This window comes from Polyangium fumosum (assembly GCF_005144585.1).
GTDB lineage: Bacteria > Myxococcota_A > Polyangia > Polyangiales > Polyangiaceae > Polyangium > Polyangium fumosum.
Window position 1 is genome coordinate 44383 of record NZ_SSMQ01000001.1, and the last position, 25051, is coordinate 69433.

21 protein-coding genes and 1 tRNA gene are annotated in these 25051 nt (G+C 69.4%); 8 read left to right on the forward strand and 14 right to left on the reverse strand.

Annotation, left to right across the window (positions count from 1 at the left end; all coding sequences use genetic code 11):
* Nucleotides 1-87: 87 nt before the first annotated feature.
* The 4 genes from E8A74_RS00165 to E8A74_RS00180 all read right to left on the reverse strand — a co-directional run bounded on the left by E8A74_RS00165 (nucleotide 88) and on the right by E8A74_RS00180 (nucleotide 5363).
* On the reverse strand, nucleotides 88-2832 hold the full coding sequence (locus tag E8A74_RS00165; RefSeq protein ID WP_136926831.1) for a WD40 repeat domain-containing protein: 2745 nt from the start codon (nucleotides 2830-2832) through the stop codon (nucleotides 88-90).
* Nucleotides 2833-2908: 76 nt separating this feature from the next.
* A complete protein-coding gene (locus E8A74_RS00170) occupies nucleotides 2909-3412 on the reverse strand; it encodes a deoxycytidylate deaminase (protein WP_136926832.1) in 504 nt (167 codons plus the stop codon).
* 119 nt (nucleotides 3413-3531) lie between these two features.
* Nucleotides 3532-4671, reverse strand: coding sequence for a right-handed parallel beta-helix repeat-containing protein (locus tag E8A74_RS53720; RefSeq protein ID WP_211365254.1), 1140 nt, complete (start codon nucleotides 4669-4671; stop codon nucleotides 3532-3534).
* A gap of 104 nt (nucleotides 4672-4775) precedes the next feature.
* Nucleotides 4776-5363, reverse strand: a complete 588-nt coding sequence (locus tag E8A74_RS00180) for a hypothetical protein (RefSeq protein ID WP_136926834.1) — start codon at nucleotides 5361-5363, stop codon at nucleotides 4776-4778.
* 41 nt (nucleotides 5364-5404) lie between these two features.
* Between E8A74_RS00180 and E8A74_RS00185 the strand changes: the two genes are divergently transcribed.
* Nucleotides 5405-6007, forward strand: coding sequence for a hypothetical protein (locus E8A74_RS00185; RefSeq protein ID WP_136926835.1), 603 nt, complete (start codon nucleotides 5405-5407; stop codon nucleotides 6005-6007).
* Nucleotides 6008-6023: 16 nt separating this feature from the next.
* On the forward strand, nucleotides 6024-6464 hold the full coding sequence (locus tag E8A74_RS00190; protein ID WP_136926836.1) for an NUDIX domain-containing protein: 441 nt from the start codon (nucleotides 6024-6026) through the stop codon (nucleotides 6462-6464).
* A 21-nt stretch (nucleotides 6465-6485) separates the two neighbouring features.
* Here E8A74_RS00190 and E8A74_RS00195 read toward each other — a convergent pair whose 3' ends face one another.
* The 3 genes from E8A74_RS00195 to E8A74_RS00215 form a co-directional block, all read right to left on the reverse strand.
* On the reverse strand, nucleotides 6486-7301 hold the full coding sequence (locus tag E8A74_RS00195; RefSeq protein WP_211365255.1) for a thrombospondin type 3 repeat-containing protein: 816 nt from the start codon (nucleotides 7299-7301) through the stop codon (nucleotides 6486-6488).
* A 363-nt stretch (nucleotides 7302-7664) separates the two neighbouring features.
* Nucleotides 7665-9092 carry a thrombospondin type 3 repeat-containing protein gene (locus E8A74_RS53725; protein WP_232379291.1) on the reverse strand — a complete coding sequence of 476 codons (1428 nt, stop codon included), beginning with the start codon at nucleotides 9090-9092 and terminating at the stop codon, nucleotides 7665-7667.
* Between the two features lie 385 nt (nucleotides 9093-9477).
* Nucleotides 9478-10830: an NAD(P)/FAD-dependent oxidoreductase gene (locus E8A74_RS00215; RefSeq protein ID WP_136926837.1), complete on the reverse strand. Its 1353-nt coding sequence runs from the start codon at nucleotides 10828-10830 to the stop codon at nucleotides 9478-9480.
* Nucleotides 10831-11103: 273 nt separating this feature from the next.
* On the opposite strand from E8A74_RS00215, the gene E8A74_RS00220 reads away from it, so the two are divergent.
* Together E8A74_RS00220 and E8A74_RS00225 are read left to right on the forward strand one after the other, a co-directional pair.
* Nucleotides 11104-11418: a helix-turn-helix transcriptional regulator gene (locus tag E8A74_RS00220; protein WP_232379292.1), complete on the forward strand. Its 315-nt coding sequence runs from the start codon at nucleotides 11104-11106 to the stop codon at nucleotides 11416-11418.
* A gap of 163 nt (nucleotides 11419-11581) precedes the next feature.
* Nucleotides 11582-11671, forward strand: a tRNA-Ser gene (locus E8A74_RS00225).
* Between the two features lie 32 nt (nucleotides 11672-11703).
* On the opposite strand, the gene E8A74_RS00230 is transcribed toward E8A74_RS00225, so the two are convergent.
* The 4 genes from E8A74_RS00230 to E8A74_RS00245 are packed head-to-tail and all read right to left on the reverse strand — an operon-like array spanning nucleotide 11704 to nucleotide 16403.
* Entirely contained in the window at nucleotides 11704-13755 is a 2052-nt protein-coding gene (locus E8A74_RS00230) for an ATP-binding protein (RefSeq protein WP_136926839.1), read from the reverse strand.
* On the reverse strand, nucleotides 13752-14576 hold the full coding sequence (locus tag E8A74_RS00235; RefSeq protein WP_136926840.1) for a hypothetical protein: 825 nt from the start codon (nucleotides 14574-14576) through the stop codon (nucleotides 13752-13754). The genes E8A74_RS00230 and E8A74_RS00235 overlap by 4 nt, the downstream gene beginning before the upstream one ends.
* Nucleotides 14573-15013 (reverse strand): chemotaxis protein CheW, encoded by a 441-nt coding sequence (locus tag E8A74_RS00240; RefSeq protein ID WP_136926841.1) that lies wholly within the window; start codon nucleotides 15011-15013, stop codon nucleotides 14573-14575. Before E8A74_RS00240 ends, E8A74_RS00235 begins: the two co-directional genes overlap by 4 nt.
* A 4-nt stretch (nucleotides 15014-15017) precedes the next feature.
* Complete coding sequence (locus E8A74_RS00245; RefSeq protein ID WP_136926842.1) at nucleotides 15018-16403, reverse strand: DUF4388 domain-containing protein; 1386 nt, start codon at nucleotides 16401-16403, stop codon at nucleotides 15018-15020.
* Nucleotides 16404-16550: 147 nt separating this feature from the next.
* On the opposite strand from E8A74_RS00245, the gene E8A74_RS00250 reads away from it, so the two are divergent.
* Nucleotides 16551-18461 carry a hypothetical protein gene (locus E8A74_RS00250; protein WP_136926843.1) on the forward strand — a complete coding sequence of 637 codons (1911 nt, stop codon included), beginning with the start codon at nucleotides 16551-16553 and terminating at the stop codon, nucleotides 18459-18461.
* A 13-nt stretch (nucleotides 18462-18474) separates the two neighbouring features.
* Here E8A74_RS00250 and E8A74_RS00255 read toward each other — a convergent pair whose 3' ends face one another.
* From E8A74_RS00255 to E8A74_RS00265, 3 genes are read right to left on the reverse strand one after another with little or no spacing between them, the layout of a single operon-like run.
* Entirely contained in the window at nucleotides 18475-20646 is a 2172-nt protein-coding gene (locus tag E8A74_RS00255) for a transglutaminase TgpA family protein (protein WP_136926844.1), read from the reverse strand.
* Nucleotides 20643-21845, reverse strand: a complete 1203-nt coding sequence (locus E8A74_RS00260; RefSeq protein WP_232379293.1) for a DUF58 domain-containing protein — start codon at nucleotides 21843-21845, stop codon at nucleotides 20643-20645. Before E8A74_RS00260 ends, E8A74_RS00255 begins: the two co-directional genes overlap by 4 nt.
* A gap of 11 nt (nucleotides 21846-21856) precedes the next feature.
* Nucleotides 21857-22822, reverse strand: coding sequence for an AAA family ATPase (locus E8A74_RS00265; protein ID WP_136926845.1), 966 nt, complete (start codon nucleotides 22820-22822; stop codon nucleotides 21857-21859).
* A 164-nt stretch (nucleotides 22823-22986) separates the two neighbouring features.
* On the opposite strand from E8A74_RS00265, the gene E8A74_RS00270 reads away from it, so the two are divergent.
* The 3 genes from E8A74_RS00270 to E8A74_RS00280 are packed head-to-tail and all read left to right on the forward strand — an operon-like array spanning nucleotide 22987 to nucleotide 25030.
* Nucleotides 22987-24060, forward strand: a complete 1074-nt coding sequence (locus E8A74_RS00270; protein ID WP_232379294.1) for a decaprenyl-phosphate phosphoribosyltransferase — start codon at nucleotides 22987-22989, stop codon at nucleotides 24058-24060.
* On the forward strand, nucleotides 24060-24785 hold the full coding sequence (locus E8A74_RS00275) for a CPBP family intramembrane glutamic endopeptidase (RefSeq protein WP_136926846.1): 726 nt from the start codon (nucleotides 24060-24062) through the stop codon (nucleotides 24783-24785). The genes E8A74_RS00270 and E8A74_RS00275 overlap by 1 nt, the downstream gene beginning before the upstream one ends.
* Complete coding sequence (locus E8A74_RS00280) at nucleotides 24782-25030, forward strand: YXWGXW repeat-containing protein (protein WP_136926847.1); 249 nt, start codon at nucleotides 24782-24784, stop codon at nucleotides 25028-25030. Before E8A74_RS00275 ends, E8A74_RS00280 begins: the two co-directional genes overlap by 4 nt.
* Nucleotides 25031-25051 lie beyond the last annotated feature (21 nt).

Consider the following 25051-nt stretch of genomic DNA (forward strand, 5'->3'; position numbering starts at 1 on the left):
CATCGGACCGTACCAGAAGGACGCCGACGTGGGGAGGGGGAGTTTGGAGAGGTGTGACAGGAAAAGTCCGGGCCAGGACGAACCGGTTCAGCGGGCGCAGCGCGGGGGATCGTCCTCGTGCGAGGGGTCGCCTTCGGCGGGCTTTCCGGCGAGGATCCTGGCGAAGAGGCCGCTCGTGAACGCGCGCTCCTCGCAGAGTTCGAACGGCATTCCGAAGCGGCCGGCGCGGCATTGGAGGCGGGCGCGGGCGGCGCAGGGGTTTTTGCCGAAGAAGTCGACGTGACCTTCGCCGTCGAGGACGGTGGCGACGTCCTCTTGGGCGAGGAAGTGAATCGAGGCGGTCGGGCCCTCGCCCGTGGGGCGCTGAAAGAGGATCGTGCCGTTGTGCCAGCTCGTGACGAGCCATTCACCGTCGGGCGTGAAAGCCAGGGAATCGAGGCTCGCGCCCGGCTTCTGCATGGCGCGTGGCTCGCCGGTCGCGAGATCCCAGAGCCGGAGGGTATTGCGGGACCCCCCGACGGCGAGATGTTTGCCATCGGGGGAGAACGCGATGTCTTTGACGCTTTCCGTGATGCTCGCGTGCTTGTCCAGGAACGTTTGGCGAGACGTACCCGTTGCCGCATCCCATACCCGCGCGGACTTGTCGTCGGAGCCCGAGGCGAGGAGGTTTCCGTCGGGGGAGAACGCGACGGCCGTCACAGCGTTGCCGTGTCCCGGCAAGTGGAATGTTTCGGTGCCCGCGGCGACGTCCCATATCCGCACGCTCTTGTCCCTCGATCCGGAGGCGAGGCGTTTTCCGTCGGGGGAGAACGCGAGAGCCTCGACCGGGCCGGTGTGCCCGAGGAGAGGGCGCGCCGGCGCGTTCGTCGTCGTGAGCGAGAAGAGGAGGATCGCGTCTCCCGCGCCGACGGCAGCCCAGGAGCCATCGGGTGACAGGGCGAAGTCCCAGGGGGAGTCTTTGAGTTTTTCCTCGCGGACCGTGGCGCCCGTTTGCGCGTTCCAGACACGCATGCGGTTACCAGCCGCGCCGAGGAGCTTTCCGTTCCCTGACAATGTGATGCGGCCCAGGTCGTCGGGGAGCGACGAGGTGCGGAGCAGCGTTCCTTTTTCGAGGTCGAGGACCCGCAACGTGTCGTCATAGGGCTGCGCGAATAGGGTCTTCCCGTCGGGGGAGATCAAAACGGAGCGGAGGCCTTCGTCCTTCAAGGCGATCTTCTTCACGAGGGCGCCGTTCGTCGCGTCGACCACGCAGACCGGACCGGACACGCAGGTGGTCGCGAGGCGGCGGCCGTCGGGCGAGAAGGCAAGGTCTCCGCCATACTCGAATTCTTCGAGTTTTGTCTGGACAGACCCTGTTTTTGCATCCCACACGGAGACTTCTCTGACGAAGTCCGTAGCGAACAGGGAGCCATCCGGCGAGAGGGCGAGCGTACTGATGTAGGTGTCCGCGCCGAACGAAATCGTCTTTTTCGCGGCCCCGCTGCGCGTGTCCCATATCTGCACGTCGTTCTTCTCGGAGGCGGTCGCGAAGGTTTTCCCATCCCGCGAAAAGGCCATACGCCAGATGGCCCCGTTCGGGGAGAGGGTCGCGGAGACCCGGCGCTTTTCGATGTCGCAAAGGCGGACCTTATCGTCGCTGTAGAGAATGGCGAGCGTCTTGCCGTCCGGTGAGAGACGCTGGTTGCCGGTGGGCCACGTTGCCTCGTCCTCACCCGGCAAACCGTCCTTGATCGGGATTTTCGACGACGACGGCGCGCTGACATCGAGGACGAAGGGAGTGTTGTCCTCCAAAAAGACGAGGCGCGTGAGGTCGGGAGAAAAGAAGGAGCCGTCTTTGGCGCTGGGGAAGTGGTCGAACTCGCGGACGACGAGGCGTGACGAGACGTCGAGGAAAAACCCGGTCCCGGAGGTCTTCACGCCGAGGAGCTTGCCGTCGTTCGACAGGGCGATCGGATCCCACAAGGTCGCGGACCGGTAGAGGTGAAGGTGCTCGCGGCCCGTCTCCGCGTCGAAGAGAGAGAACTCGGTATCGACGCCGTCCTCGCTTTGCGAAAACGTGAGGTAGCGGCCGTCGCTCGACCAATCGAGCGAGCGTGGGAGGAGGGAATGGTTTGGCAGGACTGCCACCGGCGTTCGTTTTTCGGTCCTGGCGAGCAGGCCCAAGGTACGATCAAAGAGTTTCTGAGCCTCGACCGCGTCGCCGAGCCTGCGCGTCACGAGGGCCGCGCCGAGCGCGGCCTGGCCATTCGGATGCGCCGCGAAGGCGCCGAGGTACGCCTCGCGGGCGGCGCGGAGCGAGGCCTCGTCGCCCTTGGCTGCGAGGGAATCGGCTTGCACGACGAGCGGCAGCGCGACCTTCGTGATGTCGGGCGCGGACAGGGACGCGAGCTTCTTTTCGGCTTTGTCGGCCGCCGCGCGGGCCGTCTTCCACCGCTGCTTATGGGCGTCGCTCACGCCGGGGATGCGGAGCAGCTTCGCCGCGAGCGTGTACGCGGACATGAAATCGGAAAGCTCGACGGCGAGCTCGGCGCTCGTCGTCAGATCCTCGGCCAGCACCTCCGGGGCCGGCTCGGGGCAGAGCTCGCGCACGCGCGCCAATACGCGCGCGGCGCGGTCGAGTTTTCCTTTGCCGAGGAGCGCGGGGACCTTCTTTCGGAGCGCGTCCGCGGTATCGCAAGGGGTCGCCGGGGTCGGTGGCGGGGTCGGGTTGGTCTTGGCGACCGACGATTGCGGCGAGGGCAGGGGCGCAGGCGGCGCGCCCCCGCAGGCGAGGAGCCCGAGGAGCGGTGCGGCAGGAAGGACCCCAACGAGGCGAAGCGAGCGAGCGAACATGCGCGGACCGTATCACGGGGGATCCGTGTGTCGCAATGCGGCGAAGGGCCCCGGCCGCGCGGCCGTCAACGGCCCGTCAAGCGGGGCCGCCCTCGCCCTCGGCCGCGCCCAAGAGGCGCGGATCTTTCGGGCCCTCCGTCGTTTCCACGACGATTCCATGGCGGGTCAAATACTCCACGCCGTTCTCGCCCGCATACCCCTCGGCCACCACGATGACCTTCGTGATGCCCGCGTGGTGGATGAGCTTGGCGCACAGGATGCACGGCTCGCCCGTGACGATGATCCAGGCGCCCCGCGTGGCCACGCCGCTCGCGGCGGCGTTGCAGACGACGTTCATCTCGGCGTGGTGGCAGCCGATCTCCATGCGCGTGCCGCTTGGGATCTGCATGCTGTCGCGCAGGCACACGTCGCCGCCGCAGAGGTCGCCGCCGCCGCGCGGGCCGCCGTTGTAGCCGTCCATCAGGATGACGTTGCGGTCGGGGTCGAGCAGGAGGGCGCCGAACTTGCGGCGGGGGCAGTTCGACGCCTTGGCGAGGGCCAAGCATTGCTCGATCCGGATGCGCAGGTGTTTCGCCTTCATGACGGGGACGTCTCGGCGAGGGTTTTACCCGGCTCGCTCGATCGGCGCAAGGAGGATCCCGCAGAGAGCGATGAAGCGAGCCGGGCCGGGGAGGGGCGTCGAAATGGGCGCGGCGCGCCTCAATTCGTGCATTCGATGTTCGTGAGCATGCCCGTGCCGGTGATCTTGTTATCGCATTTCACGATCGTGCCCGTCGTGCCAGGTCCGACGTTGATGCCGAGGTTCGGGTTGTTGATGCCATTGGCCGTGTTCTTCTCGAATACGTTGTCGTTGCCCCAGCCCATCGTCGCCTGGCGCACGACGAAGCCGTCCTTCGGGCTCTTGTCGCCGATGTTCTCCGCGAAGAGGTACTTGTTGCCCGTGACGGCCACCCACGCGTCCTCCGAGCCGTCGGGCGTGAGGCCCTCGCCGTCAAAGGTATTTCCGCGGATCTCGCCGCCCTGCGTGCCCTCCTTGAGGTCGACGTGCTCGGTCTGGATCCCGGGGCCGAACTTGTTCCAGAGGATTTTCGTGCCGTCGCAGGCGTCCGGCATGTCCGGAGACGGCCAGGCGCTGTCGTCGCTGCCCACGTAGACGCCCTCCGCCGAGTCCGGCACGCTGAGGCCCGTGTTCGTGATTTCGCAATACTGGATCGTGTTGCGGCTGGCCCCATTGCGTAGCTGAATGGCCATTTCTCCGACGTCGTGCACGAAGAGGTTCGAGAGGATGTTGTCGCTCGATCCATCGACGTAGATGCCCTTGCGGCCACCCATGATCGTGATGCCCGAGACGACCCAATGGTTCACCTGGAGCAAGCGGAGGCCGGTGTTCGAGGACATGGCGCTCGTATCGAGGATCGCGTCGCGCGGGCCGCAGACCACGATGGGTTTGTCCGCGGTTCCGCTCACGAGCTCCAGGTCGAACGTGTCCGCATAGGTGCCCGGCGCGAGGCGGATGAGCTGGCCGGGCGCAGCCTTGGAGAGCGCGTCCGTCAAGGCGGCCGCGTCGGCGACCTCGACCACGACGTCATGCGGCCATTCGCAAGGATCGGCCGGGGGACCGCCGCCCATGCCGCCCTCGCCGCCCACGCCGCCGGAGCCTCCCATGCCACCCGCGCCGCCCGAAGCGCCGGCGGCGCCCGAGCCCCCCGCACCACTCGAGCCATCCCCACACGCGGAGACGATGGGGAGCGCGAGCAAAAGAGCCGTCAAAGAGACGACACCCGAGCCCGAAAGGAACGACCGGATCAACGAAAAAGTGCGCGAGGTTCTTACGATCATGAAGGTTCTCCAGCGAAGAGCTTACCTGGAGCCATGGCGGGCGGGAACCACTTTGCATCGAGCAGAAGCGTGCTCGCATGTCCGTGGCGAAGCCTCGGGCGTTTTCAGTAAGACCAGCCGAAGCGGAGCTCGAACCGCGCGGGCGCGTCGCGGGGCAGGACGCCGACGAGCTCCAGCGTGGAGGGGACCGGGAAGAAGATCGTCCGTACTGCGCCCAGGAAAAACGCCGGGGAGGAGGCGCCGATGCCGAACCGCGCCGAGCCGCTGTCGAGGGCCGAGGCGAAGCGGTAGCCGCCGAGGAGGTAGACGGTGCCTTGGAGGAGATAACGGCGCGTCGTGCTGAACCAGGCGGAGCCGAGGCGGAGGTCGACGCCCCAAGGCAAGGCGATCTCGTCGCCGGCGCTTTGGACTTCGAGGGCCCCCGCGAGGGACCAGAAAAACGTATGGGGGCCCGACATGGGGTAGTGGGCCGCGCCGAGCCAGGCGCCGCCGAAGAAGCGCGTCGTCGGCGCGCCGAAGCTCGGGCCGAGGACGAGGCCGGCGGTGGGCAGGAGCGGAAAACGGCGGCGTTTGAAGGTGCGCAGGTCGTCGACGTCGACGTCGGGGGCGTCGTCGGCGCGCGCCGGGGTGCTCGTCGTGGTCGACGCCGCAAGGGCGAGGAGGAGCGAAGGAAGGACAAGGGTCATTCTCATGGCCCCATCATGGCATGGGCTGGTAGGCTGCGGACGCCCTCATGAATTTCCGAGCCCCTGGGATCGTTTTGGTCGTTGCTGGTTGTTTGTTCCCCGCCTGCGGCGGTGAGAGCGCGTCGTCTCCGCCGCCGGAGTTCGCGCCGTCGAGTGGCGCCGCGGAGCGTGAAGACGCGCCGCCCCCGCCGCCCGAGGCCGATCACGGGCCGGAGCCCGGCGAGAGCCCCGCAGCGAGCGAAGAGAAACCGAGCCCCAAGGCATCCCCGACGACCGAGGAAAAACCCTCGTCACCGGCGGACGGCAAAGCCGCGGCGTCGGACGTGCCGGGCGCGAACCTGTCGATCGGGCAGCTCGAAGCGGACGGGCTGATGGCGAAGGACATTCAGTGCAAGACCGAGGGGGGTGGAATGGCGCTGCTCGGGGCGGTGCTGGTGACGGCGTGGATGTCGCCGCAGAAAAAAGCGCTCGACGCGTGCGCGCCCGCCGGGACGGAGACGCGCGTGGTATGGAAGGCGCGCGGCGGGAAGGTGACCGAGGTGCAAGCAGCGGGCAGCCCGAAGGTGAAGGCGTGCGTCGAGCGAGCGCTCTCCGGGGGAAAACCGGTGCTCGAAGGGCATTGCGCCGCGACGGTCGTGCACGGAAAATGAAGGGGAGGACGAACGAATGACCCGCCGCGCATTTTCCGTCGCCGTGTATCCGCGGTTTGAAGGCCGCATTCTCATGATCCGCCACCGGCGGCTCGGGATCTGGCTGCCGCCGGGCGGGGAGATGCTGCCCGACGAGACGCCGCTCGAAGCGGCCGCGCGCGAGCTGCGCGAAGAGACGGGGCTCGTCGGTCGTTTTCCCGTGGTGAGCGACGTCGACGGGACGCCGCCGGGGTTCATCGGCTACGAGGAGCACCCGGCCGGGAGCAAGGGGATTCACCTGAATTTCGTGTTCGTGGCCGACGTGGACACGGACGAGGTGCACCCGAACGACGAATTCGAGGAGTGGCGCTGGGTGACGCATTTCGACGACGTCGGCGGGCCGCCGAACGTGGCGCAGCTCGGGAGGATCGCGCTCACGGCGCGGGAGCGCGGGGCGGTTCTAAGCCCCGCGCGTTGATTCAGCGGGATCGAGAGCGCGTCAGTAGACGGACCCGATCCAGGTCTGCATGGCGCTCGGGCTGCAGCCGAACCTCGTGTGGCCAGCGCCGAGGCCGAGCGCCTTGATGATCTGCGCACAGGAGCAGCCCGCGGTGTCCTTGATGGAGAAGTCGAAGCCAGGTCCGTTCGGTGGGCCGATCTCGAACATCTGGCCGCTCGTGCCTGTCCAGATGGAGTGGTTCGGGTTCAGGCCGCCGGGCGCCGTGTCGTACGTCGTGTAGGGACACTCGTCGACGTTGTTGCAGACGCCGTCGTAGTCGCTGTCGCCCGTGCAGCCGTACTCGCAGGCGTTGCCGATGCCGTCGTAGTCGGCGTCCCTCTGCGCGGGGTTCGCCACGTATACGCAGTTGTCACAGACGTCGCCGATGCCGTCGTAATCAACGTCGTACTGGTCCTTGTTCGCCGTGCCTGGGCAGTTGTCGCAGGCGTCGCCGATGCCGTCGTAGTCGGTGTCCGCCTGGTCCGCGTTTGCGACGTACGGGCAGTTGTCGCAAGCGTCGCCGACCTTGTCGTAATCGGCGTCCTCCTGGTAAGGGTTCTGCGTGTGCTTGCAGTTATCGCAGACGTCGCCGACCTTGTCGTAATCGATGTCCGCCTGGTTCGCGTTCGCCACGTACGGGCAGTTGTCGTAAGGCGCGCACACGTAATCGTAGTCGACGTCCGCGCAGTCCAGACGACCTTCGGCCGTCCAGAGTTCCTGCGCCTCGTCTTCAGGGGTCGCGGCGTCCATGCAGCCCACCGCGATGAGCGTCGTCAAGACGGCAGCCAAGGAGTAGAAGGCATTCTTTTGTTTCATGCGAAACACACCCCTCTTTTCGTGCGCAGCCGGCATACAAGTGCGCTGCTCACCCCGCTGCACGGGACAAACGCGCGACGCAGGTACAGTGAAGGTCAAAACCATCACCCGCGTCGAATTCGTGCCGCACTATTCATCACGGAGGGGTGGTCATCAAGAAGAAATCGGGAGGTCGAGGCGAGGATGGAATGGCGCAAAGCCGCGACGAATCTGCTCCGTCGGCGAAAGGGCGCGGGCGTCGCGAACGCCGGAGGTTATCCCGTCGCTCGAATGATTGTATGGAGAATCGGGAAGGGGAGCCGCGTCAGGGAGCGGGCGGTGGTCAGTGGAGTGACCAGACGAGCGCGCGCGGCATACGACCAGCTATTCGTTCACCTGGGAAATCCAGAATTCCATGGTGCTGATGCTGCAACCATGGTCGAGCATTCCCTGGCCGAGGTTGAGCGCTGCGATGATCTGCTCGCACGAGCAGCCGCGGGTGTCCTCGAGGGTGTAGAGGCGCGGCGCGGGTTGGCCCTTCACGCCGCCCGTGTCGAAGACGGGGTCCCCGTCGACGAGGGCATAGCGGTTGAACCAGAGCGAGACGGCTGGCACGGTCAGCTCCGGGACGACGGTGAACGGGCAGAAATCGTCCACGTCGCAGATGAAGTCACGGTCCTTGTCGATGCAATCACACGCGTCGCCGAAACCGTCGAGATCCCCATCGAGCTGATCGGGGTTCGGGATGTCGACGCAATTGTCGTCGATGTCGCAGACGAGATCGCCGTCGACGTCCGAGCAAGGAGGCGGGGGAGGCGGAGGCGGGGGCAGTTCGCAGGCGTCGCCAATGCCGTCGAGGTCCCCATCGAGCTGATCGGGGTTCGGGATGTCGACGCAATTGTCGTCGATGTCGCAGACGAGGTCGCCGTCGACGTCCGAGCAAGGAGGCGGGGGAGGCGGAGGCGGAAGCTCTTCGCAAACGTCGCCGATGCCGTCGCCATCGGCGTCGAGCTGATCGGGATTCGGGATGTCGACGCAATTGTCGTCGATGTCGCAGACGAGATCGCCGTCGACGTCCGAGCAAGGAGGCGGGGGAGGCGGAGGCGGAAGCTCTTCGCAAACGTCGCCGATGCCGTCGCCATCGGTGTCGAGCTGATCGGGGTTCGGGACGGCTGGACAAATATCATCGATATCGCAGACGAGATCGCCGTCCCCGTCGGCGCAGGCGTCGCACGCGTCACCGAGGCCGTCGAGGTCTACGTCCTCCTGGCCCAGGTTCGGGTGGTGCGGGCAGTTGTCGTCGGGGTCGCAGACCGTGTCCTTGTCGGCGTCGGGGCATTCGCAGGCGTCGCCGATGCCGTCGCCGTCGGTGTCCTCCTGGAAGGGGTTTCCCCACTCCGGGCAGTTGTCGACGTCGTTGCAGATCTTATCGCCGTCGATGTCGGGGCAGGCCGAATCGCAGGCGTCGCCGATGCCGTCGCCGTCGGTGTCGTTCTGGTCGGGGTTTTTCCAAGCGGGGCAGTTATCCGCGAAATCGCAGATGAAATCGCCGTCGATGTCCGGACAATCACAGGCGTCGCCGAGGCCGTTGCCGTCGGTGTCTCTCTGGTCTGGATTTTCGTCATCCGGGCAGTTGTCGACGTTGTCGCAGATTCCATCCAAGTCGCGATCCGGGCAGGTCACCGGCGGCGCGACCAGGTTGTCCCGGGACGCCTCCAGGTCCTCGCCGTGGCCGCCGAAATCCATGCAGCCGGCCAGGATCATCGCGGTGAAGAATCCCGTCGCGTAATGGAAGCCATTTCTTCGATTCATGGAAATGATACCTCGCTTCCGTGAAGACGATTGCCAAGAGCGTGACGGAGGCGCGCCGTGCGTGACGGCACGTCCCCCCATGCACGTGCCATAAGGGACGCGGAAGCTCGCGCGGCTCGGTTCGATCGATGAGGCGCGGCCACGTCGTGCGCGGATTCGCGGCGCACGCGCGTCCGCGACGCACCGGTCCGCCAGACCCCGCGTCAATTCATACAGATACAATCTAGCCGTGGAGGCTCGGCTATCAAGCCGATTCCGCGGTCATCAAGGCTGCGTCATTGCGGCGAAACTCCAGGCGGTGAGGAGACCTGGAGACCTGGAGGGGTCGCGAAGAGAGGGGAGGGGAGCGTCGTTTCCGCGCGTCGCGGACGCCCAGGACGTGCCGTCAGCGCGTCGGAGCCGGCTTCGGGGCCGCGTCGGTCGTGCGCAAAGAAGGCACGGGCCCGTCGGGCGCGGCGGCGAGCAAGAGCTGCGGCTCGACGCCGGTATGCGTGGTGATGAGCCGCGCGCCGCGCTTCCACGTGAAGTATTGCCAGATCCAGTTGAACATGACGAGGAAGCGGTTCTTGAAGCCGATCAGGAAGAAGACGTGGACGGCCATCCACGCGAGCCAGGCGAGGAAGCCCGCGAGCTCCAGTTTTCCCATCATCGCAATGGCGCGCTTGCGGCCGACGGTGGCCATCGTGCCCTTGTCGAGGTACGCAAAAGGCTCGCGCGGTTTTCCCCGGATCTCGGCGCGAATGGTGCGCGCGACGTATTGGCCTTGTTGAATGGCCGCAGGGCAGAGGCCGGGGACGTCGACGCCGTTCTTGTCGCGACAAGCGGCCATGTCGCCGATCGCGAAGACCTCGGGGTGGTCCGGGAGGGAGCAATCGGAGGAGACCTTGACCCGGCCGCCGCGGTCGAGCTCGACGCCGAGCGCACGCGAGAGCTTGGTGCCGCGGACGCCCGCCGCCCAGACGACGGTGGCGGCGTCGATACGCTCGCCATCCCCGAACGCAATGCCATCGTCGTCGATGCGCGCGACGGGCCTTCCTTTTTCGACGGTGACGCCGAGGGAGGCGAGCTGGGCCTCGGCGCGTTTTCCGAGGTCCTCGGGGAACGCCGCGAGGATACGCGGGCCGGCCTCGACGAGGACGACGCGGGCCTGGGAGGGGTCGATGGCGCGAAAATCCTTGGAGAGGACGTGCGTGGCGAGCTCGGAGAAGGCGCCAGCCATTTCGACGCCCGTGGGGCCGCCGCCAATGACGACGAAGGTCAAAAGGCGCTTGCGCGCCTCAGGGTCGGTCGTGCGCTCGGCGCCCTCGAACGCGAGGAGCATTCGCTCGCGAATGCGGAGCGCCTCGTCGAGCGTCTTCAGGCCGAGCGCGTGCGTGCCCCACTCGTCGTGGCCAAAGAAGTTGTGCGTCGCGCCAACGGCGAGGACGAGGTAATCGTAGCGGAGCTCGCCCTTGTCGAGCAAAAGGCGCTTGCCCGGGAGGTCGACGCCGTTCGCCTCGGCGAGGAGGACACGGACGTTCCGCTGGCGCGAGAAGACCGAGCGGATGGGGACCGCGATGTCGGCCGGCGAGAGGCCCGCGGTCGCGACCTGGTAGAGCAAGGGCTGGAAGAGGTGGTGGTTCGTGCGGTCGACGAGCGTGACGCGGACGGGCGCGCCCGCGAGCGACATGGCGGCGTTGAGCCCGCCGAATCCACCACCGACGATCACCACATGAGGCATGTCCTTGCGATCGGCCATGCGGCACCTCCCAGGCGGCCCGGGTTCGAGTAGAGCCCGGGCGCGTCGCGGAACGGAAGTCTTTTCGACGTCTCCGTAGGGAAGGGGACATGCGAAGGCGAGAGGGCACGCGCAGCGCGCGGAGGTGATGGGCGTCGCGCCGATTCATGACTTACCATTCCACGCGCGGGGGGCGCCGCGCCCGATGGCGAGCGCCGGTCGTGCATGATCAAGAAATCACGAAACGAACGTCGCGTGTCGGGGAGCGCGGCCCGTGCGCCGTCGAGGCGTCGCGTGGCCCCACCCGAAGAAGCGCCGGGGTGGACATTCCTGACGAACCACGCGCACGTGCTGTTCTGTCTGGCCGAGGATCCGGAGGTGCGGCTGCGCGACGTGGCCGAGCGGGTGGGGATCACGGAGCGCGCGGTGCAACGGATCGTGACGGACCTGGAAGGGGAGGGGTTCGTGACACGAGAGCGGGTGGGGCGGCGGAACCTGTACGAGGTGCATCCGGACAAGCCGCTGCGGCACCCGATCGAGGCGCACCGCGACGTCAAGGCGCTCCTCTCGTTGATCCTCCGCGGCCGGGCGCCGAGGGCCGCGCGCTGACGCGAAGCCCCCGCCGGGACAAAAAGCATCGTGAAACGTGCAGCCCTTCCCGTTTGGGGTTGGCTCGGGAGGAGGAGCCGTGCTACCTCGGTGGCGCTTTGGGCGTGCGTCCCAGGCCGTCCGACCCAAGGGTCGCGGCCGATGGATGCGTCGTCTGGAGGCTGGAGAGATGGCCGAGTGGCTTAAGGCACACGCTTGCTAAGCGTGCGATCGGGAAACTGATCCGAGGGTTCGAATCCCTCTCTCTCCGCCAGCCACGAACAGGAACCAGGAACGAAGAGCGCGTCAGGGCGCGCGCCGTCCCTGCACCAGGTACACGAGCTCCGCCAGCGCGTGGACGTCGAGGCACAAGCGCACGGCGTCGCCTCGCACGATCGCGCCGTTGTACGGGCCCGCGAGCGCGACGAGCGGCGGAGCCGCATGGAGCGAGGTCTCCTCGATCTCGCCGACGGACGTGACCGAGACGAAGAAGGAAGGCTCGTCCTCGCGGCCCGGATCAAGCTCGAGGAGGTACGAAGGTCCATCGTCGGGGCCAAGCGCCTCGCCGGTCTCGAGCGCGCCGAGCCCACGCACGCAAGCCGCGAGCGGGAACGCGAGCGTGTTCGGGAGGTCGGCGCCAAAGGCGATCCGTCGAACGAGGCGCGCCGGGATCGCATAAACGGCCTCGCCCGCGCGGACCCACAAGACACGCACGAGGCCACGCTCGAGCGGGACGTCGAGGGTGGCGGTGAGGCCCTCGGAAGGTCGGCTCGCGAGGCGCACGGTGCCGCCGAGACGGCGCACGGACTCACGCACGAGGCCAAGGCCGAGGCCACGGCCCGCGAGGAGGTCGACGCTTTCGCGCAAGGTGAAGCCCGGGACGAAGAGGAAGCCGAGGAGCGCTTTGTGATCGGCCGTGACAGCACGCGCGGAGGCGATGGCGCCACGTGAGACGGCGCGTGAACGCACGCGCTCGATGTCGACACCTGCGCCGTCGTCCCGCACGACGATGCGGAGCGAGGCGCCGCGCTGCTCGGCGAGGATCTCGACGCGGCCGGCGGGAGGTTTGCCGTGATGCGCGCGCGTGGTCTCGGGCTCGATGCCGTGGACGATGGCGTTCTGGACGAGCTGGAGGAGCGGGTCGAAGAGGCCCTCGGCGACGCGGCGATCGATGAGGGTCTCGCCGCCACGCGCGAGGACACGGACGTCCCGGCCGAGCCTGCGGGCCTGCGCGATCGCCGCGGAGACGACACGGTCGAAGAGGGTCGCGACGGTGGTGGTGCGCATGAGCGCGATGTCGGCATGCGCAGAGGCCGCCTCGAAGCGCGAGCGCTCGGCGATGCCGAGGAGCGTGGACGCCTCGGCGTCGAGGGCGTCGGAGAGGGCCGCGACGGCAGCGGTGGCCTTGCGGAGGCGTTTCGTGCGGCGAGGGAGGGCGTCGTGGGGGCCGCGGGTTTCGGCGAGGGAGCTGCGGACACGACGCGCGCGGGTGGCGAGGACGCCGAGCTCACGGCCGGCCGCGGCGATGGCGGATTCGGCGCGTTCGAGGGAGCGGACACGATCGAGGAGGCGATCGAGAGCGGCGGTGGAGACGCGGAGGGTGTCGCCGGAGAGGCGCGCGGCGCGAGGATCGAGCGAGGGCTCGGGGGTGCTGTGCGGAGGCGGCTCGGGCGTGCTGTAGGAGGGCGGGGGCTGCGAGCTCGAACGAGCGCCGTACGCGAGGCGGCGGAGGACTTCGACCGCACGATCGGGCGCGGCGACGAGCTCGCCGAGCAGGCCCCGCCAGCGCGCGATCTCGCCGATGGCCCGGCGCGCCTCGACGTCGCTGCGGCTCGCGTCGCGCGCGCGATCTTCGAGGCCATGGCAGAACCACGCGGTGGCGTCGTCGCCGGCCGCGAGCGCGGCGGCCTTCATGGCGTGCACCTCGCGGAAGATGCCGGCGATGGCGTGCGGCTCGGGGAGCTCGCCCGCGAGGAGCTCGTCGACCCGCGCGAGGCGATCGCTCATTTCCGCCGCATAACGCGCGCGTTTTTCAGGCGGCGCCGGGCGTCCGCGGAGATCCCACGGAGGCTCGGGCCAGGCAGGCGCCGGGATGGGGCGGCCCGCGGCGAGGGCGTCGCCCGCGATGGAGAGGACCGCGCGCGCGTCGCCGAGGGCCGTGGCGTCGCCGTCGACGAGGCGTCGTTCGAGCCGCGCGAGCGCGTCGAAGAGCGCGCGCTCGCCCGCGACGCCGGCCGATCCTTTCAGCGCGTGGATCGCGCGTCGCGGGGCGTCGTCGAGCGCGTCGCCGTCGAGCGCAGGGGCATGGCGCAGGATCTCTTCGAGGAGGAGGCGGGTGATCTCTCGATCCGCCGTCACGACGAGGCCCCACCGTCGTCGCCCTGCGGCGATCCGGGCGAGGCTTCTCCTGCACGACCTTCGTCCCCGAGCTCGCCGAGCAAACGCGAGAGAGGCGCGAGCACGGGGCGGAGCGCGCCGAGCAGGAGCGGGCGCGCAGGGGTGGTGGCGCGGAGCGTGGAGAGCGCCGAGAGGAGGCCGCGCGCATGCTCGGCCGCGAGCGCGACGGCCCGCGCGACCTCGGGATCGATGCCCGTGGCGCGGCGCAGGTGCTTCTCGACGTCGACGAGCGCGACGCCCGCGCGGACAGCGGCTTCGCCGAGCGTGCGCGCGGAGCCGCCCGTCTCGTCGGCGGCCATGAGGACGCTCGTGAGTTCGCCGCGGAGCAGGCTCGTCTCGGCGGCCATCTCCTCGACGACCGCGACGAGGTCGCGCGTGGCATCGGCCCCGCGCGCGGCGTGCGTGCGGATCTCCTCGGAGACGAGGAGCAGCGCCTTGCCTTGGGGCTCCGGCGTGCGCGCGCCTTCGAGGCCCGCGTTCAGCGCGATCACGCTGAGGCGCTCGAACAGATCGGCGACGCGTGTGGCCGCGAGCGTGAGGCCCTCGGCGTGCGCGGCCATCGCGCCAGCGCGCTCGGAGACGCCCTCGACCGAGGCGCGTTGCCGCGTGACAGCGTCCATCAGGCGCGGCGCGCCCTCGGCCGCCTCGGTCACGGCGCGTTGCGCTTCGCCGTGCGCCGACCAGAGCGCCGTGTCGATGTCCGCGGGCGTTTCGGTCGCGCTCGCGGGCTCGGCCGCGCGCCGGAGCACGTCGATCCACCTCCGCCTGCGCGGCGCGCTCACGACGCGACCTCCGGCGAACGAAGCACCGCCGTGCGCGCCGTCCAGATCGCCTCCTCGGCCTCGCGACGGAGGGCCGAGACGTCGAGGATCGCGGCGTCCGTCTCGCCCGCGCGCACGAACCCGTCTCGCGCCACCTCGAAGAGCCCCGACGACTCGATCGCGCGGCCCACGATGGCGACGGGCTCGCCGCCGAGGTCACAGAGGACGGCCGTCGTGCGCTCGTTTTGCGACGACGGCGAGAGCCCCTCCTCGTCGATGCAGAGGACCGTGACGACCTCGCCGTTCGCGAGCGCGACGCCCGCGGCAGGCTTGCGCAGGCCCTCGACGGGCGTGATCGAGGGGAGCACGAAGACGCCGCGCACGACCTCTGCCGGCACGAGCACGAAGCGTCCGTCCTTCGCGACCGAGACCCTCACGAGCACGCCCCCGCGTCGCACACGCCTACCTCGTACGAAGGACGCGCGACTGCAAGAACTGGTAGATGATCTTCACCGCGTCGAAGGAGCCGACGGTGCTCTCCTTGACGACCTCGCTCACCGTGCGCTGCCCGTTCACCGCGTCGAGCACGAGCCGCTCGGGCCGCGCGAGCTGGCCGGGCGAAAGTCCTTCGAGCGCAAACGGATCGATCACGGGCACCTGATCGAAGTGGATCGTGCCCTCCATGAGCCGCCACTCGTCGACGCGGCGGAAGCCTTCGAGGACGAGCGCGCTCACGCCGAGGGTGAGCTTCGCCATGTCGGCCTCGGGGCGGAACGGCTCCTTCGTGAAGGAGAAGCGGCCATACGGCCAGCGGAGCATGTCGTAGATGAGCTCGCTCGACTGCTTGGTCAGGATGTCGACGAGCTCCTCACGCGTGACGATGCCGCGGGCCACGACCTCTTCGCCGAGCAGCTTGTTCGAGCCGCGGAGATCGGCGAGGAGCGTGTCGAGTTGGTCCCGCGAGAGCGCGCCCTTCTCCAAGAAGTAGCGGCCGAGGCGGTACTCTTCGGTCGCGCCGCGCGACTGCACGAAGTCGATCTGCCCCTGCCGCATGGAGATCGTGATCGACGTGCGGTTGTTCGTGACGTGCAGGACGCCCGTCTGGCGCTGCATGCCGAGCACCTGGAGGATCTCGGCGAGCGCGACGACCGAGAGGTCACCGCTCATCGCCTCGCGCACGCCGTCTCCCGGGTCGAGGTCCTTCACCGTGAGCGAGAGCGAGGCGAGGATGTCGGGCGTCATCGCGCGCGCGACGGCGGCCATGACGGCGGCCTCGCTCGCGCGGTCCTCGGGCGAGATGGCGAGGATCGCGGGGACGACGGCGTTCGCGACCTGCTGCGCGAACTCCACGCTGGCGCGCTGCCGTGCGTGGCGGATGTGCATGCTCGGGCGCATGCTCTCGACCGGCAGCACCTCCTCCTCGGGCATCTTCTGGCCCTCGGGGACGGGGCGTGGCGAGCGGCCCTCGGCGGTCTTGGCGAGCGCGCCCTCGACCACGGTGACGAGCGCGCGCGCGTCGAAAGGTTTCGTGATCGCGTCGACGGCGCCCGTTTGCTGGACGAACGTGCCGCGGATCTTGTCGCCCTTGGCGCTCATCAGCACGACGGGCAAGGTGCGGTGCGTCGCGTCCGATCGGAGCTCGCGGCAGAACTGGTAGCCGTTCATCCGCGGCATCACGAAGTCGAGCAGGACGAGGTCGAACTTCGGGCCTTTTCGGATGAGCTCGAGCCCCGCCACGCCGTCGCGGGCGGTGGTAGGCTCGTAGCCGTTGCGGGCCAGGATGGCGCTGACGACCTTCAGAATGGTCGGGCTGTCGTCGATGACCAGGACACGCGCCGCGCTTGCCATGTTGGGCGGCGCCAGCCTAACTCGGGCCGACGGAGATTCGCGCAGCGAAAAACCGTAAATCGTACGGCTCCGCCGAACGGACGGCCGAAGCGGGGCGCGGCGGCCCGAAACTTGGCCGTCTCCGGTGGTCCCTGGCACGAGAGACCCGTGCCGAAGCCTCGTTCGTCCCCCGCGCCCGTCGAGACCCGCCTCGCATGGCACGAGCGCGCCCTGCGCTTCGTGGCCGTGGCGTTGCCGTTCGGGCTCGCGCTCACGAGGGCCGCGGGCAGCGGGCAGTGGAGAGATGATTTACCAGCGCTGCGCGATCTCGGGCTGCTCGCGGTCGGCGTCGGAGGCGGCGCGTCGACGCCGCTGACGCAGGCGCTCGGGCTGCTCCCGCTCGGCCCGCGGACGTTTCGGGCCGCGCTCGGCGGGGCGATCGCGCTGGGCGTTGCGTCGATCCTGCTCTTTGGCCTCGCGCGGCGTCTCTTGCGGGCACACGGCGCCGGGCCGACGCTCGCCTCGGCGCTCGCGGCGCTCGGGACGCTGACGGCCGCGCTCTCGCCGGTCTTTCAACGCGAGGCGACGGTCGGTGGCGGCGCGATGATCGCCGTCGCGCTCGCGCTGGGGACGCTGCTCGCGGGGACCTCGGCGCTGCGCGCGGAAGGCGCGCTCGCGGTGCGCGGCGCCGTGCTCTTTGGCGCGCTGGCGGGTGCGACCCTCGCGGAGAGCCCGCCCGCCGCGTTCGCTGCGGTTTTTGCCGTGCTCGCGACGCCGATCGCCGAGCGGCTCCCGTTCGGCAACACGGCGGGGATCGAGCCGTCGCCGATCCCATCGCGCAAGCTCGTCGCCGTCTCGTTCGCGTCGATGGCGGTCGTCGCGCTCCTGTTGCTCGTGCCGCTCGTGGTCCGGCCGCTCGCGCCGCGGGCGTTTGCCGATGTGGGTCGCGCGCTCTCGGCCGCGGATCTGACGGGCTTCGACGTGGCCGGGCCGCGGCTCTCGAGCCTCGCGGCGTGGGCGCGTGAGGTCGGCGTGGCGTCGCTCCTGATTGCGCTCGGCGGGGCCATCGTCTCGCTCCTCGCGCCCGGCGCGCGTGGGCTCGTCGCGCCGCTCGTCGCGTTCGTTGCGTTTGACACGCTGATCCCAGCGCGTGCCTTCGCCGCGTTGTACGCCGATCCGATGACGCCGGTCCGCGCGCTCGCCGTGGCCGCGCTCGCCGTGTGCTCGGCGCTCGGCGTCTGCGCGGTGACGCACAAGCTGCTCGAGCTGCGCTTGCCGATGGCGAAGAGCGGCGCGGTGCTCGTCGTGGTCTTTCACGTGACGCTCGTCGCGCTCTCCTCGGAGGAAGCCGGCTACGTCGCGGATCGTGGCAAGCAGCTCGCGGCCGAGGAGTGGACGGACGGCGCGCTCGGCCGGCTGGAGCCGAGCTCGGCGATCCTCGTGCGCTCGCCGGCGCTCGCGTTCCGGCTCTGGGCGGCGCGGCTCTTGCGCGGCGAGCGGCCCGACGTGTTGATTGTCCCGGAGCGGCTCCTGCACCGCGGGCGCGTGGCGCTCAGCCTGCTCGCGGTGGATCCGGAGATCGAGCCGCTCCTGCGGGATTATGCGCTTGCCGGGCAGCCGAGCGAGTACGCGCTCTCGAAGCTCGCCGACGTGCGGCCGCTGCACGCGGAGATCGAGCGGAGCTGGCCGCGTCGGCTCGTCTCGCACCTCACGGTGGATGGATGCTGGCTGGAGTATGCGCCGCAACCGCTCGGGCCTTCGGACCGCAAGCTCTCGACGACCGCCTCGCTCCAGCCGATCCGGCGTGTGATGGCCGCGATCGCCGCGCCGATCGTGCCGGACACGGCGACGTCGACGGTGGTGGCGGGGACCCTGCGGGACCAGAGCGCGGTGCTCTCGATGCTCGGCGAGCACGACGCGGCGCAAGCGTTCCTCGACGAGGTCGGTCGCCTCGCGCCGGGCGAGGTGGGCCTGACGGGCGCCTCGATCAAGCACGTGATCCTGGCGAAGGCGATGATGGTCGCCGCCAACGCGCGCGCGCCGCGCCGGCCGGGGATCTCGGCGTCCCGCGCGCCCTGACGCGACGATCCTCTCAGGACGCGGGTGACGTCACGGCCTGCTGGCTCGGCCGCTCGGGCTGACGGATCGACTTCACGCGCCGCTCGAAGCTCCGCCGATCCTCGTCGGAGATCGTCACGCCTCCGAACCGCGCTGCGATGTAGATCTCGGTGAGATCGAGGATCTCCTCCGCGAGCGGATGCGACATCGACACGAGCGCTTGCGCATGCCGGAGCGGCGGCACGCTCGGCGAACGGCCCACGCCCCGCGCGCCCATCGCCGCGTCGAGGAGCTCGTACAGCGACGTCGCGAGCACCGCGCTCGCCGAGCGAGGATCCGCCCCGCGCGAGGCCGCGGCCGCGCGTTGTTTCTTCCGCCGCATCCAGAGCGCCGCGCCGCCGGCCGTCGCGACGATCGCTGCCGCGACGAGGAGGCCCGCGCGGCCTCGCGGCCCGTCCGTGCCCTTCGACCCGCCGCGGCGGTAGCGCGAGGTGAGGCTGTTCAAGAGCCCCACCTGCTGGCTCAGGTCGTAGCTCACCACGTGCCGATCCCAGCGCTGGCTCGTCGCCTCGATCAGGTCGCGCAGGTAGGCCCAGACGCCGACGATCTCGCTCTTCGGCGCGGCGTCGGCGGGCGGGGTCGGGTCGAACGTGAGCCAGCCGTATTCGTCGATCCACGCCTCGACCCACGAGTGCGCGTCGCCCTGGCGCACGGCGTAGAACCGGCCGAAGCGGTTGTAGCTGCCGCCGACGAAGCCCGTCACGTTGCGCGTCGGCACGTCGAGCGTGCGCAGCATGATGGCCATCGCGGTCGAGTAGAACTCGCAGTGCCCGCGCTTCGACTCGAACAGGAAGTGGTCGAGCGGCTGCGGGTCCTTGCCGGACGGCGAGGCGAGGTCGTACCGATAGTCCGTCCTCAAATGATTTTCGATCGCGCGGGCCCGGTCGAGCGGGTTCGTCGATTCCTTCGTCCACTCCGCGGCGAGATCGCGGATCCGCGTCGACATGTTCCGCGGCAGCGTGAGGTACTTCCAGCGCTCGCCGCTCGGCAGCTTGCGGAACGATGGGGTCTTCTTGCGCGAGAGGAAGACGTCGTACTTGATGCCGCGGTCGTCGATGGGCTGGTAGCGGAGCTCGCCCTCGGGGCCCTTGAAGGCCATCGCCTGCGGCTCGGGCGCCACCGTCGCGCGCGTCCGCAGCCGCAGGCCCGAGGCGTACGGCGGCAGGAACATCACGGGCGGGTCGATCGGCTCGAGGTCGATCCGCATCACCGGATCGAGCGCGGAGTCGGGCCAGCGGTCGTCGATCGGGACGATGCCCGCCTCGGTCTCGGCCGCGCGCTTCCACGACTCGCTCTGCGTCCACGTGCGCCCGTCGTACGCGTCGAGCGCCGCGCCGCGCAGGTGCAGCGGGATCCGCGCGGGCGGCGGATCCGGCAGGTTCGGCATCTCGATGCGCATGACGAGCGTCGGGTCGCTGCGGAGCACGCCCACCTCGCCGAGGTCGACGCGTCCCGAGAACCCGATCACGCGGCCCGAGTGCCCGCGGTTCAGCAGCAGGAGCGAGAGCCCGACGCGCGGAAAGAGCACGAAGAGCAGCGCCGTGAACACGAAGATCGGCACCGAGAGCAGGCACGTCACGCCGAGGAACGTGCGGCCGACGACGCGGCGCGAGCGCAGGATGCGCGGCACGTCGACGGGCAAGCCCGTGCGATCACGCGCGCCTTGCCGGTAGTTGCCCTCGACCTCGCGCCGGAGGTGGCTCAGCACGAGCGCGCCCGGCGCCACGATGATCACGCCGAGGAAGCAGAGCCCGTAGCCGAGGCCCCCGCCGAGCACCGTGCCCGAGATTAGGTGCAGGAGCGCGAGCACGATCACCTGCTGGTCGTGCGCCGCGCCCTTGCGCGTCGCGAGCCGGATGATCTGCAGCGCCGCGGCGAACTCGATCACCACGTCGAGCACGTTCGCGTTCGGGTCGAAGAGCAACCGCCCGATCTGCAGCGCGAGCACGCCGATCAGCGTGATCGCGTCGAAGTGCTTGAGCGCCGGGTACTTCTCCCAGACGTCGCGGATCAGAAGTGCGATAACGAGCCCACCGATGAGCGAGCCGCTCACCCAGGGCCCGAACTGCCCGCTCGCGAGGAGCGCGAGGATGCCGAGCACCGCGAGCGCGTCGGTCATCACCCGGTGAACGAGCCCGAACCTCATGCGTGCCCTCCGCTCGTCCGCGAAGGCCCGCCCCGCGCGAGCCCGCGGCGCTCCTGGATCTCCTGCACCCACTCCTCATCGACGGCGTCGAGCAGCGCGAGGAACCGGAGGATCCGATCGGAGCCGATGTTCCTGTCGCCGCGCGCCTCCTCGCCGAGGTTCGTCGCCACCACGACGCCGTCGCCGCGCTTGATGTGGGCCACGGCGCGCGAGGCCACCTCGCGGATCCGCTTCTCGAACTGCTGCGCGAACACGTCGCCCGAGCCCTTCGGCCGCACCACGTCGATCACGAGCCGCACGTCGGGCCGCGTCTCGCGCGCCCGCTCGCGCAGCACCATCTGGTTCGTGATCGCGCTCTTCCGCCAGTAGATGTCGCGCGGATCGTCCCCCTCGCGCATCGGCCGGAGCGCGTACGTCTCGTCGCTCGTCCCGCGCCCCGCCGTGCCCACGCCGCCGAGCGCGCGGCCCCGATCCTCGGGCGGAAGGCGCACCGGATCGACGGCCGGGTAGATCACGAGCTCCCCGTCGGCCGCGACCTCGCGGGATTTCTCGAAGAGCCCGAAAGGAAAACGCGTCGCGATGCGGAAGCCCGTATGCCGATCGCGGCCGCGGCGCGCGGGCGTGCGCCGGTAGGCGGCGACCTGCGCGCTCGACGGGCTGATCTTCAGGAAAAAGCAGCGTTTGTCCGCGGGCTGCCCGGCGCGCAGATCCTCGACCTCGATCGCGTACGAGGGGATGCGCTTCTTGTGGTTGTAGACCTCGATCTCCACGAGGTGCGCCCGGCCCACCTGCGCCCGCGTTGGCAGCCTTCGCGTCACGGTCAGCGTCCGCAGCGACAGCTCGCTCATCACGCTCGACACGACCATCAACGAGAGCAGCATCCCGAGCAGCAGGTACAGCAGGTTGTTGCCCGTGTTGATCGCCGCGAAGCCCACGCCGAGCGTGATGCCCACGAAGTATTTTCCTTCGCGGGTGAACTTCAGCCGCCGTGGCATCTTGAAGCTGAAAAACGAGCGCCAGAACCGCGTGAGGGCGTTGTCCGCGCGCGACGAGTTTGCTGTCGGGCCTCCCGGGAGCGGCGCGAGCGCGCCGGGCACGGTCGGCAGCGGCGTTGCTTCCGGCCTCGTGACGCGGCTGTCCCGGGGCGGTTTGTCGCCTCGAACGGCGAGCGACTCGGCCTGCCTCCGGTCCGCCACCATGCGCGCCTCGCTCAGAGCGGGACCGGCACCCGCGCGACGATGTCCCGCACCGCGTTCTCGCACTCGTCGCGGCTCGGCATGTAGCCCTCGGCGTGCGCGGCGAGGCGGATCCGGTGCGCGAGCACGGGCACCGCGAGGTCGTGGATGTCGTCGGCGATGCAGTAGGTTCGTCCGTGCAGAACTGCGCGGCTCCGCGCGGCGCGGGCGAGGTTCATCCCGGCGCGGGGCGAGGCGCCGAGCGAGAGCGTCGGGTTCGTGCGCGTCGCCGACAGCACGGCTTGCAGGTACGTCGCGAGCGACGCGTCGAGCTCCACCCGATCCACCTCGCGCTGGAGCGCGACGAGCGCCGAAGGTTCGAGCACCTGCGGCACGGCCTTGATCCGGTCGCCGTCGCCGCTCTGGAGCAAGAGGCGCATCTCCACGTGCGGCGGCGGATAACCGAGCCGGATGCGCACCATGAACCGGTCGAGCTGCGACTCCGGCAGCGGGAAGGTGCCTGCGAAGTCCTGCGGGTTTTGCGTGGCGAGCACGAAGAACGGATCGGGGAGCGGCGTCGTCACGCCGTCGACCGACACCTGCCCCTCGTTCATCGCTTCGAGCATCGCCGACTGCGTCCGAGGGCTCGCGCGGTTGATCTCGTCGGCGAGCAGGATGTTCGCGAAGATCGGGCCTTGCCGGAAGACGAACTGCCCGGTGCGCTGATCGAAGACGCTCACGCCGAGCACGTCGCTCGGCAGAAGGTCGCTCGTGAACTGCACACGCCGGAGCTCGCCGCCCACGGCCTTCGCGAGGGCGCGCGCCAGCGTCGTCTTGCCGACGCCGGGCACATCCTCGATCAGCACATGGCCGCGCCCGAGCAGCGCGATGAGCGCGAGCTCGACGGCTTCCGGCTTTCCTTCGAGGGCCTGCTCCACCGCGGAGCGGAGCTCCTGGAGCACGGGCGTCGTTTCCCGCGCGATCGAGAGCGCCGACGTCATTGGGGCTGATGCTAGCACGATCATCGGAGGCGCCCGCGGTAACCTCCTGATTTCTGAAGCACGGGGTACCGAGGCGGCCGTCCTTCCCGGCTCTCGCCCCCTGCCGGGCTTCCTTTCCGCACTCGTGTGGCCCGACCCCCGGGCCGCATGTATGCTCCGCCGTCGTGGCCGTCCCCGGTCCTTCTCGGGCCCCTTCGAACGATGACGACGAGCGTCGGAACGCCTCCTCCGCGGAGGCCGACGCGCTCGCTTTGACCCCGGCTCCGGGCGGCGCCGCCCTGGAGGTATCCGGGACGAGCGCGCCGCTCTCGGAGCCGACACCGCTCATTCCGCCCTCGAAACAGGGCAGCGTCCTCTGGCGTGTCCGCGGGATGATCCGCACGGTCCGACCGAGCCAGTGGGTGAAGAACCTCTTCGTCCTGGCGCCGGTCGTCTTCGCCAAGCACCTCACGCACCCGTCGATCATCAAGAGCGCGATCGGCGCGTTTGGCGTGTTTTGCCTCCTCGCCGGCGCGGTCTACACGATGAACGACATCGTGGACGCCAAGGCCGACCGGGTGCACCCGGTGAAGCGATTCCGGCCGATCGCGAGCGGCCAGGTCCCGGTCTCGGTCGCCAAGACGATGGCCGTCGCGCTCGTCCTCACCGCGCTCGGCGGCGCGCTGCTCGGGCCGATCAAGTTCTTCATCGTCGCGCTCGCGTACTTCGCGCAGAACGTCGCGTACTCCTTCGGCCTGAAGAAGATCGCGTACGTCGACGTCGGCCTCATCGCCCTCGGGTTCGTCCTGCGCGTCCTCGCCGGCGGCTTCGCGACGAACACGCCGATCTCCGGCTTCATGGTCGGGTGCACCGCGCTCCTCGCGCTCTTCCTCGGCTTCGGCAAGCGCCGCCACGAGCTCGCGTCGGCCGCGAACGCCGGCAAGCAGCGCGCCGCGCTGGAGGCCTACTCGCCGCAGGCGCTCACCGTCGCGCTCGCGATCACGGGCATCGCCACGATCGGCACGTACCTCGCGTACACGCTCGACCACGACACCCAGCGCTTCTTCCAGAACCCCTGGCTCTGGGCCACCACGATTCATCCGCTCTTCGGCGTCGTGCGCTTCCTCCAGCTCGTCGTGAGCCGCCCCAAGGCCGAGAGCCCCACGCAGGAGATCCTGCGCGACGTCCCCTTCATGATGAACATCATGCTCTGGGTCGCCGAGGTCGTGTTCATCGTCTACCGGCTGAGGCCCTCCTGATGGCGGACGAGGCGAAGGCGAAGGAAGAACCGGGCAAAGTCCCGGAGAAAAGCGACGCCTGGACCGACCTCGGCCTGACGCTCCCCATCTTTCTCCTCTACCACCTCGGCGTCGTCTTCCTCCCCGTACGGAACGCCGCCGATCCCGTCACGGCCGAGCTCTCGGCGCTCGCGAAAAACAGCCTGCCCACGTATGCGGGGCTCACGGTCGCGATCGGCATCGCGTTCGTCGTCGTCCTCGCCGCCACGGGGCAGAAGCGCGCGCTCGAAGGCAAGCGCTTCGCGCTCATCGCCCTCGAAGGCACGCTCTACGCGATCCTCATGCGGTTCGCGGCCTCGTACATCGTCGGTTCACTCACGCTCGGGCCGAGCGTCGAGACGCGTGGCGTCTTCTCGGGCGTCGTCATGTCGATGGGCGCCGGCTTCTACGAGGAGATCGCCTTCCGCGCCGGGATCTTCGGCCTCGGCGCGCTCGTCGTGAAGGCGATCTTCGGCCCGGGGATCCGCCGCCTCGTGCTCACGCTCCTCTGGGCCGGCGTCGCGGCGGTCGCGTTCTCGGCCTGGCATTACGTGGGGTCGCTCGGCGACTCGTGGGACGTCCAATCGTTCGTCTTCCGCGCCGTCTGCGGCCTGGTCCTCACGGCGATCTACGTGTTCCGCGGCTTCGCGCCTGCGGTCTGGACGCACGCCCTCTACGACGTGTGGGCGATGGTGCTTCACGGATGAATCGAACAGCCCGCTTGCTCAGCCTCCTCTTGAGCTCCTTCCTCGCGGCGTGTGTCGCCGGCACACCCGAGACCCCGGCGCGGGGACAGGGCGCGCCTCCGCCCCTGCCGGAGGTCAAGACGGCGCCGCCTGCGCCGGGCATGCTCTGGATTCCGGGCGCCTGGCACGACGACGGTGTCCAATACGTATGGATTCCAGGGCGGTGGGAGTCCCCACGGCCGGCCACGCAAAACCCTGACGGCTAGCCGTGGCCGCGATGGGTTGCT

What these genes read in the sequence shown, in the direction of transcription:
- E8A74_RS00165 (WP_136926831.1), bottom strand. Translation starts at nt 2,832, where the DNA reads ATGTTCGCTCGCTCGCTTCGCCTCGTTGGGGTCCTTCCTGCCGCACCG.
- E8A74_RS00170 (WP_136926832.1), bottom strand. Translation starts at nt 3,412, where the DNA reads ATGAAGGCGAAACACCTGCGCATCCGGATCGAGCAATGCTTGGCCCTC.
- E8A74_RS53720 (WP_211365254.1), bottom strand. Translation starts at nt 4,671, where the DNA reads ATGATCGTAAGAACCTCGCGCACTTTTTCGTTGATCCGGTCGTTCCTT.
- E8A74_RS00180 (WP_136926834.1), bottom strand. Translation starts at nt 5,363, where the DNA reads ATGAGAATGACCCTTGTCCTTCCTTCGCTCCTCCTCGCCCTTGCGGCG.
- E8A74_RS00185 (WP_136926835.1), top strand. Translation starts at nt 5,405, where the DNA reads ATGAATTTCCGAGCCCCTGGGATCGTTTTGGTCGTTGCTGGTTGTTTG.
- E8A74_RS00190 (WP_136926836.1), top strand. Translation starts at nt 6,024, where the DNA reads ATGACCCGCCGCGCATTTTCCGTCGCCGTGTATCCGCGGTTTGAAGGC.
- E8A74_RS00195 (WP_211365255.1), bottom strand. Translation starts at nt 7,301, where the DNA reads ATGAAACAAAAGAATGCCTTCTACTCCTTGGCTGCCGTCTTGACGACG.
- E8A74_RS53725 (WP_232379291.1), bottom strand. Translation starts at nt 9,092, where the DNA reads ATGAATCGAAGAAATGGCTTCCATTACGCGACGGGATTCTTCACCGCG.
- E8A74_RS00215 (WP_136926837.1), bottom strand. Translation starts at nt 10,830, where the DNA reads ATGGCCGATCGCAAGGACATGCCTCATGTGGTGATCGTCGGTGGTGGA.
- E8A74_RS00245 (WP_136926842.1), bottom strand. Translation starts at nt 16,403, where the DNA reads ATGGCAAGCGCGGCGCGTGTCCTGGTCATCGACGACAGCCCGACCATT.
- E8A74_RS00255 (WP_136926844.1), bottom strand. Translation starts at nt 20,646, where the DNA reads ATGAGGTTCGGGCTCGTTCACCGGGTGATGACCGACGCGCTCGCGGTG.
- E8A74_RS00260 (WP_232379293.1), bottom strand. Translation starts at nt 21,845, where the DNA reads ATGGTGGCGGACCGGAGGCAGGCCGAGTCGCTCGCCGTTCGAGGCGAC.
- E8A74_RS00265 (WP_136926845.1), bottom strand. Translation starts at nt 22,822, where the DNA reads ATGACGTCGGCGCTCTCGATCGCGCGGGAAACGACGCCCGTGCTCCAG.
- E8A74_RS00275 (WP_136926846.1), top strand. Translation starts at nt 24,060, where the DNA reads ATGGCGGACGAGGCGAAGGCGAAGGAAGAACCGGGCAAAGTCCCGGAG.
- E8A74_RS00280 (WP_136926847.1), top strand. Translation starts at nt 24,782, where the DNA reads ATGAATCGAACAGCCCGCTTGCTCAGCCTCCTCTTGAGCTCCTTCCTC.